The organism is Pseudomonas sp. C5pp (assembly GCF_000814065.1).
Lineage (GTDB): Bacteria > Pseudomonadota > Gammaproteobacteria > Pseudomonadales > Pseudomonadaceae > Aquipseudomonas > Aquipseudomonas asiatica.
On record NZ_JWLN01000064.1, the window covers coordinates 1 to 11,667 of the forward strand.

Annotated in this window: 9 protein-coding genes; 3 read left to right on the plus strand and 6 right to left on the minus strand. The window is 62.2% G+C overall.

What is annotated here, in order from left to right:
- Nucleotides 1–101: 101 nt before the first annotated feature.
- From RR51_RS27860 to RR51_RS27875, 4 genes are all read right to left on the minus strand, one after another.
- The gene (locus RR51_RS27860) at nt 102–1,196 is read right to left on the minus strand and encodes a polyamine ABC transporter substrate-binding protein (protein ID WP_015272218.1); all 1,095 of its coding nucleotides are present in this window, start codon (nt 1,194–1,196) and stop codon (nt 102–104) included.
- A 158-nt stretch (nt 1,197–1,354) separates the two neighbouring features.
- Nucleotides 1,355–2,452: a polyamine ABC transporter substrate-binding protein gene (locus RR51_RS27865; RefSeq protein ID WP_039615410.1), complete on the minus strand. Its 1,098-nt coding sequence runs from the start codon at nt 2,450–2,452 to the stop codon at nt 1,355–1,357.
- A gap of 170 nt (nt 2,453–2,622) precedes the next feature.
- On the minus strand, nt 2,623–3,984 hold the full coding sequence (locus RR51_RS27870; RefSeq protein WP_023660779.1) for an aspartate aminotransferase family protein: 1,362 nt from the start codon (nt 3,982–3,984) through the stop codon (nt 2,623–2,625).
- A 46-nt stretch (nt 3,985–4,030) separates the two neighbouring features.
- Entirely contained in the window at nt 4,031–5,389 is a 1,359-nt protein-coding gene (locus tag RR51_RS27875) for a glutamine synthetase family protein (RefSeq protein WP_013974708.1), read from the minus strand.
- A 41-nt stretch (nt 5,390–5,430) separates the two neighbouring features.
- On the opposite strand from RR51_RS27875, the gene RR51_RS27880 reads away from it, so the two are divergent.
- Both RR51_RS27880 and RR51_RS27885 read left to right on the plus strand, forming a co-directional pair.
- Complete coding sequence (locus RR51_RS27880; protein ID WP_039615411.1) at nt 5,431–5,691, plus strand: hypothetical protein; 261 nt, start codon at nt 5,431–5,433, stop codon at nt 5,689–5,691.
- A gap of 272 nt (nt 5,692–5,963) precedes the next feature.
- On the plus strand, nt 5,964–7,340 hold the full coding sequence (locus RR51_RS27885; RefSeq protein WP_003259348.1) for a glutamine synthetase family protein: 1,377 nt from the start codon (nt 5,964–5,966) through the stop codon (nt 7,338–7,340).
- A gap of 148 nt (nt 7,341–7,488) precedes the next feature.
- On the opposite strand, the gene argA is transcribed toward RR51_RS27885, so the two are convergent.
- The gene (gene argA, locus RR51_RS27890) at nt 7,489–8,787 is read right to left on the minus strand and encodes an amino-acid N-acetyltransferase (protein ID WP_013974710.1); all 1,299 of its coding nucleotides are present in this window, start codon (nt 8,785–8,787) and stop codon (nt 7,489–7,491) included.
- A gap of 124 nt (nt 8,788–8,911) precedes the next feature.
- Nucleotides 8,912–10,054, minus strand: coding sequence for an acetylornithine deacetylase (argE, locus tag RR51_RS27895; protein WP_039615412.1), 1,143 nt, complete (start codon nt 10,052–10,054; stop codon nt 8,912–8,914).
- 218 nt (nt 10,055–10,272) lie between these two features.
- Here argE and RR51_RS27900 point away from each other — a divergent pair, with 218 nt between their 5' ends.
- Nucleotides 10,273–11,640 (plus strand): CYTH domain-containing protein, encoded by a 1,368-nt coding sequence (locus RR51_RS27900; protein ID WP_003259352.1) that lies wholly within the window; start codon nt 10,273–10,275, stop codon nt 11,638–11,640.
- Nucleotides 11,641–11,667: the final 27 nt, after the last annotated feature.

Sequence of the window (11,667 nt, forward strand, 5' to 3'; positions counted from 1 at the left end):
TTTTTTATAGGCACCGGAGGCAACTGCCATGAGTGAAACTCCCAACAAGATTTTTGTGCCCGCGAGCCCTGTTCTACAGGTGCCGCCACGGGCCTGGATTTTTACTTGCCCGACTTGACCTTGGTCCAGCTACGGGTCATCAGCCGTTGCACCTTGGGTGGCAACTCTGAATTCACGAACATCTTGTTCAGCACTTCCTGCGGTGGGTAAACCGCGGCGTCAGTCCTCACGGCCTGGTCCATCAGGTCGCCAGCCTTGGGGTTCGGGTTGGCGTAACCGACGTAATCACTGACCTGGGCGATAACCTCAGGCTTCAGCAAATAGTTGATGAAGGCATGCGCCTCTTTGACGTTCTTGGCGTCCTTGGGAATCGCCAGCACGTCGAACCAGAGGTTGCCGCCTTCCTTGGGAATGGCGTAGGCCAGGTTCACGCCCTTCTTCGCTTCTTCAGCGCGGGTCTTGGCCTGGAACACATCACCCGAGAAACCTGCCGCGACGCAGATGTCGCCGTTGGCCAGGTCGGTGATGTACTTGGACGAGTGGAAGTAGGTCACGTACGGGCGTACCGCCAGCAGTTTCTTCTCGGCGGCCTGGTAGTCCTTGGCATTGGTGCTGTTGGGGTCCAGCCCCATGTAGTTGAGCACCGCCGGCAGCATTTCGTCCGCCGAATCGAGGAAGGCCACGCCGCACTTGGCGAGCTTCTTCATGTTCTCGGGCTCGAACAGCACCGCCCAGGAGTCGATGGTGTCCACGCCCAGCGCGGCCTTCACCTTGTCGACGTTGTAACCGATGCCGTTGGTGCCCCACAGGTAAGGCACGGCGTACTGGTTGCCCGGGTCGTTCCTTTCCAGGCGCTTCATCAGCGCCGGGTCCAGGTTGGAATAATTGGGCAGCAGGTTCTTGTCGAGCTTCTGGAACGCGCCCGCCTTGATCTGCTTGCCGAGGAAATGGTTGGACGGCACTACCACGTCATAGCCGGTATTGCCGGCCAGCAGCTTGCCTTCCAGGGTTTCGTTGGAATCGAACACATCTTGCACGGGCTTGATGCCCGTGGCTTTCTCGAAGTCCGCGAGTGTGGTCGGGCCGATGTAGTCGGACCAGTTGTAGAAGTGCACCGTAGGCGCCGCTTGGACGCTGCATGCCAGCGTCAGGCCCGCTCCAGCCATCAAGGCCTTGCGGAATACAGAAATGGACAAGTGGGTGGTCCTCACAATCAGTGCCTGGGTAGCGACAATGCTGCCGCACACGCAAAACCGGCGCGCAACTTACCTTCGCAGCTTCGATGCCGCAATCATCAATTGCCTTTCACTGGCTCTGGGCCGGGATTCCCCGGCCCAGAGGTACCGCATCGGGCTTATTTGCCCGACTTGATCTTGGTCCAGCTGCGGGTGATCACACGCTGGGCAGACGCTTCAGGCGCAGCGATCGCGTACAGCTGCTTCTTCACTTCAGCTGGCGGATAGATGCTCGGATCGCTGGTGATTTCCTTGTCCACGAACTGGGTGGCGGCAGCGTTGCCGTTCGGGAAACGCACGGCGTTGGTGATCTCGGCCATGATTTCCGGCTGCATCAGGAAGTTCATGAACTGGTAGGCAGCGTCTTTATGCTCGGCATCCTTGGGGATGGCGACCATGTCGTAGAAGGTACCGGCACCTTCCTTCGGAATGACGTAGTCCACCTTCACCTTGTCGCCGGCTTCGTGGGCACGGGCCTTGGACTGCTCCAGGTCACCCGAGTAACCGACAGCTACGCAGATGTTGCCGTTGGCCATGTCGCCGATGTACTTGGACGAGTGGAAGTAGGTGATCGAAGGACGGATCTTGAGGAACAGGTCCTCGGCGGCCTTCAGGTCTTCCTTCTTGGTGCTGTCGGTCGGCAGGCCCAGGTAGTGCAGCGCAGCCGGGAGCATTTCGGTCGGGGCATCGAGGAAGCTCACGCCGCAGCTCTTGAGCTTGGCGATGTTCTCAGGCTTGAACACCACGTCCCACGAGTCGATCTTGTCCACGCCCAGCGCGGCCTTGACCTTCTCCGGGTTGTAGCCGATACCGATCGAGCCCCACATGTACGGGAAGGCGTGCTTGTTGTCCTTGTCGCTGGCATCGCCAACGGCCTTGAGCAGGTCAGGGTCGAGGTTCTTCCAGTTCGGCAGCTTGGAGCGGTCCAGTTCCTCATACACGCCAGCCTTGATCTGCTTGGCCAGGAAGTTGTTGGACGGCACCACGATGTCGTAGCCGGACTTGCCGGCCAGCAGTTTGGCCTCGAGGGTTTCGTTGCTGTCGAAGACGTCGTACTTGACCTTGATGCCCGACTGCTTCTCGAACTTGGCGATAGTGTCCGGAGCGATGTAGTCCGACCAGTTGTAGACGTTCAACACCTTGTCTTCAGCCTGAACAGCGGTAGCCATGGCACCCATCAGGGCGGTGGCCAGCAACGTCTTGCCCAATTTATTCATGCGTAATGCTCCAGAATTTTTTATTTAGCCATCTGTTCAGCAGCCAGGACCTACAGTGCAGAGCGCGCGGCGACTGAAACAGTCGCTAGTCTGGCAAGTTACAAGGCTCTGTATCAAGGAAAGCAGGGCCTTGTAACGTCTTAATGTCACATCGCTAGCCTAGCAAACTGTCAACGAATCGCTTCGAGCGTCAGGTCCAGGCATTTGCGTGCCTTTTCCACCAGTTCGTCGATCTCTGCATGGCTGATCACCAGCGGCGGCGCAATGATCATGGTGTCACCCACTGCGCGCATGATCAGGCCGTTTTCGAAGCAGAAGGTGCGGCAGATCATGCCTACGCCCTTGCCTTCGTAACGGCTGCGGGTGGCCTTGTCCTTGACCAGCTCGATCGCGCCGAGCAGGCCCAGGCCGCGTACCTCGCCCACCAGAGGGTGGTCCTGCAGCTCACGCAAACGCTTTTGCAAATAAGGTGCCGCTTCGGTGCGCGCCTTCTCGACGATTTTCTCGTCGCGCAGGATGCGCAGGTTTTCCAGGCCCACCGCCGCCGCTACCGGGTGGCCGGAGTAGGTGAAGCCGTGGTTGAAGTCGCCGCCTTCGCTGAGTACCTGGGCCACGGTGTCACGCACGATCACACCGCCCATGGGGATGTAACCGGAAGTCAGGCCCTTGGCGATGGTCATCAGGTCGGGCTTGAGGTCGTAGTAGTCGGAGCCGAACCACTCGCCGGTACGGCCGAAACCGCAGATCACTTCGTCGGCGACGAACAGGATGTCGTACTTGGCGAGGATCTCCTTCACCTTCGGCCAGTAGGTTTCCGGCGGGATGATCACGCCGCCGGCGCCCTGGATCGGCTCGGCGATAAAGGCGGCGACGTTGTCTTCGCCGACTTCGAGGATTTTCTGCTCCAGCTGATCGGCCGCCCACACCCCGAACTCGTCCGGGGTCATGTCGCCGCCTTCGCCGAACCAGTAAGGCTGCGGGATATGCACGATGCCAGGAATCGGCAGGCCGCCCTGCTCGTGCATGCCGCTCATGCCGCCCAGGCTGGCGCCAGCCACGGTGGAGCCGTGGTAGCCGTTGATGCGGCCGATGATGGTCTGCTTCTGTGGCTTGCCTTTCAGCGCCCAGTAATGGCGGACCATGCGCAGCACGGTGTCGTTGCCTTCGGAGCCGGAGCCGGTGAAGAACACATGGGTCATGCCTTGCGGCGCCACGTCGGAGATCGCCTTGGCCAGTTCCAGCGCAGGCGGGTGGGCAGTCTGGAAGAACAGGTTGTAGTACGGCAGCTCGCGCATCTGCTTTTCTGCCGCCTGCACCAGTTCTTCACGGCCATAGCCCACTGCCACGCACCACAGGCCAGCCATGCCGTCGAGGATCTTGTGCCCCTCGCTATCCCACAAATGCACACCCTGGGCCTTGGTGATGATGCGCGGCCCCTTCTCCTTCAGCTGCTTGTAGTCGCTGAAGGGCGCGAGGTGATGCTCCCCGCTCAGGGTTTGCCATTCACGGGTTTGCGGGTTGTTGACGCTCATGTGCTTCTCCGTTGTTCGACAGCCGCGTCCTGCGGCACCAAGTTGATCAGACAGCAAACAGCAGGAACTCACGCTCCCAGGAACTGATGACTCGCTTGAAGTTCTCGTGCTCGGCGCGCTTGGTGGCGACGTAGCCGGTGATGAACTTCTTGCCCAGGTACTGCACCAGTGCACGGCTGTTTTCCATGCGTTCCAGGGCATCTTCGATGGTCAGTGGCAGGCGCAGGTTGCGGCGTTCGTAGCCACGGCCCTGCACCGGCGCGCTGGCGTCGATGCCTTCGACCATGCCGATGTAGCCACACAGCAGGCTGGCGGCGATGGCCAGGTATGGGTTGGCGTCGGCGCCTGGCAGGCGGTTCTCGACCCGGCGGCTTTGCGGGCCGGCGTCCGGCACGCGCAGGCCGACGGTACGATTTTCCTCGCCCCACTCCACGTTCACCGGCGCCGAGGTGTCGGGCAGGAAGCGACGGAACGAATTGACGTTGGGAGCGAACAGCGGCAACGCCTCGGGGATGAACTTCTGCAGGCCACCGATGTGGTGCAGGAACAGTTCGCTCATGCTGCCGTCGTCGTTGCTGAAGATGTTCTTGCCGGTGGCCACGTCGACCACGCTCTGGTGCAGGTGCATGGCACTGCCTGGCTCGCCGGTCATGGGCTTGGCCATGAAGGTGGCGGCCACATTGTGCTTGAGCGCGGCCTCGCGCATGGTGCGCTTGAACACCAGGATCTGGTCGGCCAAGTGCAGGGCGTTGCCATGACGGAAGTTGATCTCCATCTGCGCCGTGCCGTCTTCATGGATCAGCGTGTCGAGGTCCAGCTGCTGTAGTTCGCACCAGTCGTAGACGTCTTCGAACAGCGGGTCGAATTCGTTGGCGGCTTCGATCGAGAACGACTGGCGGCCGGTTTCCGGGCGGCCCGAACGGCCTACCGGGGGCTGCAGCGGGAAGTCCGGGTCTTCGCTGCGCTTGGTCAGGTAGAACTCCATCTCCGGCGCGACGATCGGCTGCCAGCCCTTGTCGGCGTAGAGCTTGAGGACTTTCTTCAGCACGTTGCGCGGCGAAAGTTCGACCGGGTTGCCCTTCTTGTCGTAGGTGTCGTGGATCACCTGGGCGGTCGGCTCGATGGCCCATGGCACCAGGAACACGGCGTTCTCGTCGGGGCGGCAGATCATGTCGATGTCTGCCGGGTCCAGCAGTTCGTAATAGATGTCGTCGTCGACGTAGTCGCCGGTCACGGTCTGCAGCAGCACGCTCTCGGGCAGGCGCATGCCTTTTTCGGCGATGAACTTGTTGGTAGGCGAAATCTTGCCGCGCGTGATGCCGGTCAGGTCACTGATCATGCATTCGACTTCGGTGATCTTGTGCTCTTTCAACCAATCGGTGAGCTGGTCGAGGTTGTTACTCATAAATACCTCAGGAGGTAAGGTGGTCCGCGCACTGATTCTGGATGGAGTACATTGCTAAAGCAAAAACCCCCGCGCAGAGCCGCAGTGGATACACTGAAAAAAAGTGTGTCCGTAATGAGTTCGAAAGGCAGGAAGACGAAACGAAGGGCGGCAAGCCGCTGCGAGGGCAGGTCCGGGAGCACCAAACGTCAATTATTGCGGCCAGGGCGGCCACGCCGTTGACGAAGCTTGCAAAAATGACGGATGTACCCGATGGCACTGCGCAGGCAGTACTTTCAGGTCTCGGCAAGCGGACCATGTGACCCTCGTATTATTGTGTTCTGGGTTGAGACCGAGCTTAGCCTTGTTCATTTTTTTACACAACACCTCCGTAAAAAATAAAACACGGTTGGTCGGAGATAGCCCTTTGCGAGGGAAATAGCGGATAATGGCTTGCCCCGATATGCAGCAAATCTGCCGTCGATGTGCCATTTCAGGGCATCATGGGGTTGGCTTGACATCAGTTTGTCTTTTCGATTGACTGGTCTTGCAAGCCCCCCTTGATTGATATTTTTAACAACAAAGGTGTTGCATCATGTCGGTACCCCCGCGTGCCGTTCAGCTTAACGAAGCGAACGCGTTCCTTAAGGAACATCCTGAGGTTCTCTACGTTGACCTTCTGATTGCAGATATGAATGGTGTGGTGCGTGGCAAGCGCATAGAGCGCACCAGCCTCCACAAGGTTTACGAGAAAGGCATCAACCTGCCTGCCTCCCTCTTCGCCCTGGACATCAACGGCTCCACCGTTGAAAGCACCGGGCTGGGCCTGGACATCGGCGATGCTGACCGCATCTGCTATCCAATCCCTGACACCCTCTGTAACGAGCCGTGGCAAAAGCGCCCTACCGCTCAGCTGCTGATGACCATGCACGAGCTCGAAGGCGAGCCGTTCTTCGCCGACCCGCGTGAAGTGCTGCGTCAGGTGGTGAGCAAGTTCGACGAACTGGGCCTGACCATCTGCGCCGCGTTCGAGCTGGAGTTCTACCTGATCGACCAGGAAAACGTGAACGGTCGCCCGCAGCCGCCGCGCTCGCCAATTTCGGGCAAGCGCCCGCAGTCGACCCAGGTGTACCTGATCGACGACCTCGACGAATACGCCGACTGCCTGCAGGACATCCTGGAAGGCGCGAAGGAGCAAGGCATCCCGGCCGACGCCATCGTCAAGGAAAGCGCCCCGGCGCAGTTCGAAGTCAACCTGCACCACGTGGCCGACCCGCTCAAGGCCTGCGACTATGCGGTACTGCTCAAGCGGTTGATCAAGAACATCGCCTACGACCATGAGATGGACACCACCTTCATGGCCAAGCCCTACCCGGGCCAGGCAGGCAACGGCCTGCATGTACACATTTCCGTGCTGGACAAAGATGGCAACAACATCTTCACCAGCGAGGATCCCGAGCAGAACGCCGCGCTACGTCACGCTGTCGGCGGTGTGCTCGAGACCCTGCCCGCGTCCATGGCGTTCCTTTGCCCGAACGTCAACTCTTACCGCCGCTTCGGCGCGCAGTTCTATGTACCGAACGCGCCAAGCTGGGGCCTGGACAACCGCACCGTGGCCCTGCGCGTGCCGACCGGCTCGCCGGACGCCGTACGCATCGAGCATCGCGTGGCTGGTGCCGACGCCAACCCGTACCTGATGATGGCCGCCGTGCTGGCCGGCGTGCACCATGGCCTGACCAACAAGGTAGAACCGGGTGAGCCGATCGAAGGCAACTCGTACGAGCAACTGGAGCAGAGCCTGCCGAACAACCTGCGCGATGCCCTGCGCGAGCTGGACGACAGCGAGATCCTGAACAAGTACATCGATCCGAAGTACATCGACATCTTCGTCGCGTGCAAGGAGAGCGAGCTGGAGGAGTTCGAGCACTCGATCTCCGACCTCGAGTACAACTGGTACCTGCATACCGTGTAAACGAAAACGCCGCCCACAAGGGCGGCGTTTTTGTTCGATCGGTGTCGACTGCTTCGCGGGCTTGCCCGCTCCCACAGGGACCGCGCCGGCCTCAGTCCGGTGAAGATCCTGTGGGAGCGGGTTCACCCGCGAAGAGGCCAGTACAGGTTTACAAGGGTTTCTCGAAAATCTTCGAATTACGCTGGTAGTTGTACAGCGAAGCCCGCGCCGCTGGCAACCGCTCGACCCCGCTCGGCGCAAACCCGCGTTCGCGGAACCAGTGCGCGGTACGCGTCGTCAGCACGAACAGGGTGTTCAGCCCCAACTGTCGCGCCCGGCTTTCGATGCGCTCCAGCAGCTCGTCGCCACGCCCGCCATGGCGGTACTCCGGGTTCACCGCCAGGCACGCCAGTTCGCCGGCGTCGGAGTCGGCAATCGGGTACAACGCCGCACAGGCGATGATCATGCCTTCGCGCTCGACCACGCTGAACTGCTCGATCTCCCGCTCCAGCACCTCACGCGAACGGCGCACCAAGATGCCCTGCTCTTCCAGCGGGCTGATCAGCTCCAGCAAACCGCCCACGTCCTCGATGGTCGCCTCGCGTACCACTTCGAACTGCTCCTGCGACACCAGCGTGCCGCCACCGCCACGGGTGAACAGCTCGGTCAGCAAGGCGCCGTCCTCGGCATAACTGACGATATGGCTGCGCGCCACGCCGCCTTTGCAGGCTTCGGCCGCGGCATCCAGCAATTCGCCTTGGTAATCGCTGCCCAGGCGCTGCAGATGCGGGGCAACCTGCTGCGGGCGCAGCTCACGCACCAGCTTGCCATCGGCATCCAGCAGGCCCGGCTCGGCACCGAACAGCAGCAGCTTGTCGGCACCCAGTTCGATGGCGGCGCGGGTGGCCACGTCTTCACAGGCCAGGTTGAAGATTTCCCCCGTGGGCGAGTAGCCCAGCGGTGACAACAGCACGATGGAGCGCTCGTCGAGCAGGCGGCTGATGCCCTTGCGGTCGACCCGGCGCACTTCGCCGGTGTGGTGGTAGTCCACGCCTTCGAGCACGCCGATCGGCCGCGCCGTGACCAGGTTGCCGGACGCCACGCGCAGGCGCGAACCCTGCATCGGCGAAGCGGCGATGTCCATCGACAGGCGTGCCTCGATGGCCAGGCGCAGGGCGCCGACGGCATCGATCACGCAATCCAGGGTGGCGGCATCGGTGATGCGCAGGCCACGGTGGTAGTGCGGGGTCAAGCCGCGATCAGCCAGGCGGCTTTCGATCTGCGGGCGCGAGCCATGCACCAGCACCAGGCGCACGCCCAGGCTGTGCAGCAGCACCAGGTCGTGGACGATGTTGCCGAAATTAGGGTGTTCCACCCCATCGCCAGGGAGCATGACCACGAAGGTGCAGTCGCGATGGGCATTGATATACGGGGAGGCATGACGCAGCCAGTTGACGTAGTCGGGCATGACAGGGCCTGTGGATAAGTGGACGGAGAACGGCGATACAGGGGGCGTTCAGGATCATCGTCGGAACAGGCTTGCGGTCACGCGCGGTCTCCTCTAGGCAGGAACGAAACAGTTCGGTTGACGTTTAGTCCAGGCAATAGTGCCGGATCAGGTCACGCAATAGACGCACGGTAGGCTCGATTCGTGACATTTCCAGGTATTCGCCGGGCTGGTGAGCACAGGCGATGTCGCCGGGGCCCAGCACGATGGTCTGGCAACCCAGTTGCTGAAGATAAGGCGCTTCGGTGCCGAACGCCACCGCTTCGGCGCGATGGCCGGTCAGGCGCTCCGCCACTTGCACCAACTCGGCGTCGGCTGCCTGCTCGAACGGCGGCACCTCCGGGAACAGCGGCGCATAGTCGATGCGCACCTCAAAGCGCTCTGCCACCGGCATCAGCTTGGCGCGAATGGCCGCGCGAAGTTGCTCCACATCCATGCCTGGCAGCGGACGCAGGTCGAACTCCAGGGCGCACTGGCCGCAGATGCGGTTGGGGTTGTCGCCGCCGTGAATGCAGCCGAAGTTCATGGTTGGGGTCGGTACGGTGAACTGCGGGTTGCGGTAGGTTTGCTGCCATTGCTGGCGCAGGCCCATCAGCTCGCCCATCACTGCGTGCATGGCCTCCATGGCGCTGCGGCCCAGGCTTGGGTCCGAGGAGTGGCCGCTGCGCCCGAGGATGTCGATGCGGTCCATGAGGATGCCCTTGTGCATGCGGATCGGCTGCAGCCCGGTGGGCTCGCCGATCACCGCCGCACGGCCGAGCGGCTGGCCAGCCTCGGCCAGGGCACGGGCCCCGGACATGGAGCTTTCTTCGTCACAGGTAGCGAGGATCAGCAGCGGCTGCTTGAAATCGTGCTCCAGCAATGGGATGACCGCTTCGATGACCAGGGCGAAGAAACCCTTCATGTCACAGCTGCCCAGGCCGACCCAGCGGCCGTCGGTTTCGGTCAGTTTCAGCGGGTCGCTGGCCCACAGCTGTTCGTCGTAGGGCACCGTGTCGCTGTGCCCCGCCAGCACCAGGCCACCCGGGCCGGTGCCACGGCTGGCCAGCAGGTTGAACTTGCCGGGGCTGACCTGCTGGATGTCGCACTTGAAACCCAGGTCGCCCAACCAACCGGCCAGCAGGTCGATGACCTGGCGATTGGACTGGTCCAGCGCAGGCTGGGTGCAACTGACCGAGGGCGCGGCGATCAGGGCGGCGAACTGGTCTTTCAGCGTCGGCAACGGCATGCGCGTACTCCTCGGAAGCGTTGCCCATCATAGCAATGCCGTCCAACCGTGTGGGCTTCTTCGCGGGTAAACCCGCTCCCACAGGGAAAGCGCCGCACCTGAGGGCAGCACAGGACCTGTGGGAGCGGGTTCACCCGCGAAGAAGCCTCCACGATCCAACAGACGAGAGCCGACTCCTGTAGACTGCTGGGCAACCACGCCCCTCCTTCGAGCCTGTGATGCACAAAGAAACCGAACTCAAGCTCCGCGCCAGCCGCGAGACCCTTGCCGCCCTGCGCGAGCACCCTCTGCTGAAAAAGCGCAACAAGTCCGGCTGGCAGACCCGCGAACTGCTCAACCAGTACTTCGACACTCCCGAGCGCGAGCTCTCTGCTGCCCGTGTCGCCCTGCGCCTGCGCCGCGATGGCGAGGCCATCATCCAGACCCTCAAGTGCCGCGGCACCAGTGTGGCCGGTCTGTCCGAGCGCAACGAGCATGAATGGCAGCTGGACAAGGTCAAGCTCGACCTGAAGAAGCTCGACGACAGCTGCTGGCCCGCGCAACTGGCCAACCTGGACAAAAAGACCATCAAGCCGCTGTTCACCACCGACTTCAGCCGTGAATACGCCGAAATCGCCTGGGGCCGTGGCAAGAGCAAGGTGGTGATCGAGGCCGCGCTGGACCAGGGTTTCGTGATCGCCGGCAAGCGCAAGGAAGAAATCTGCGAGCTGGAACTGGAACTGCGTGAAGGTGAGCCGCAGGCACTGCTGGAACTGGCCGCCGAGCTGGCCGCCAGCCTGCCGCTGATGCCATGTGACATCAGCAAGGCCGAGCGTGGCTACCGCCTGCTGGAGCCGGACAGCTACGAGCTGGGCCTGCCGCACACCGAGCTGGAAGCCGAAATGGCCGTGGACGACGCCTACGCCGCACTGGCCTGGCAACTGCTGGGCAGCAGCCAGCGCCTGGCCGAGCAGTACCGCCACAACGGCCATTGGCGCTTGCTGCAGGACTGGGTCGAGTGCCTGAGCGAGCTGCGTGCCATTACCGCCAGCCTGGGCCAGGCCGCGCCACGCGCCACCACCCGTGACCTGCGCAGCAGCCTGGACGCCTTGCTCGAAGACTGGCGCCCGCTGGTGCAGGCCGGTAACGAAGACGAAGATATCCGCCGCGCCGCGCCCGAGCAGTTCGCCGAAGAGCTGGAGGACGTGCGCTGGGGCCAGTTCTCGCTGGAAACCTCGCGCTGGCTGCTGGCCCGTGCCTGGACCGTGGAGCGCAAAGGCCGTGGCGAACGCCAGGGCAAGGCGCAGCTGGCAAGCTGGCTGGCGCACCTGCTGGGCGAAGAAGGCCGAGCGCTGAAGCTGCCGCTGTACACCCAGCGGCCGGAAGACCTGGCCGAGCAACTGCCGCGTATCGAGCAGCTGCTGGCCTGGCTGCACCATGCTCGTCAGGTGCTGGAAGCGCCGCAGATGGACCGCCTGTATGGCGACCTGAAGAAGCTGCATGAGCTGGCTGAACAGCCGATCAGCGATGAAGTGCTGGAAGCGCGTATCGAGCAGGCTCGGGCGGTGGATCAGAGCCGCGGCTGGAAGCACCTGCTCAAGGCGTGATACCGCGTCGCATTCTTCGCGGGTAAA